This is a genomic window from Cryobacterium sp. 10I1 (assembly GCF_035019805.1).
In the GTDB taxonomy this organism is placed as follows: domain Bacteria; phylum Actinomycetota; class Actinomycetes; order Actinomycetales; family Microbacteriaceae; genus Cryobacterium; species Cryobacterium glucosi.
Genome location: NZ_JASJVF010000696.1, coordinates 1 through 234, shown reverse-complemented (window position 1 = coordinate 234; position 234 = coordinate 1). Strand labels below are relative to the sequence as shown.

The following is a 234-nucleotide window of genomic DNA, read 5'->3' as shown; positions in this document are numbered from 1 at the left end:
CGGCGGAGGGCATCCGCTGCCGCGGAGCCGAGGTAGGCGAGGTGCACGTTGGCGTCCTGGCCGGCGACGCTGACTTCGAGTTTCGCTGCACCGAAGAGCCGCGGGATGAACGGGCGCACGATGTTGACGCCCTGGATGCGGTCGAGGCGGGCGCGGCGGTTGCTGCGGAAGACGAGCCCGCTGCGCACCTCGACGACCTCGCCGCTGACGCGGAAGGTGTGCATCCGCCACGAC

1 protein-coding gene is annotated in these 234 nt (G+C 71.4%); it reads right to left on the bottom strand.

Going from position 1 to position 234, the window contains the following annotated elements; all coding sequences use genetic code 11:
* Positions 1 to 234: PH domain-containing protein (locus tag QN345_RS20390; protein ID WP_323509278.1), on the bottom strand; the 234-nt coding region annotated here is incomplete at both ends.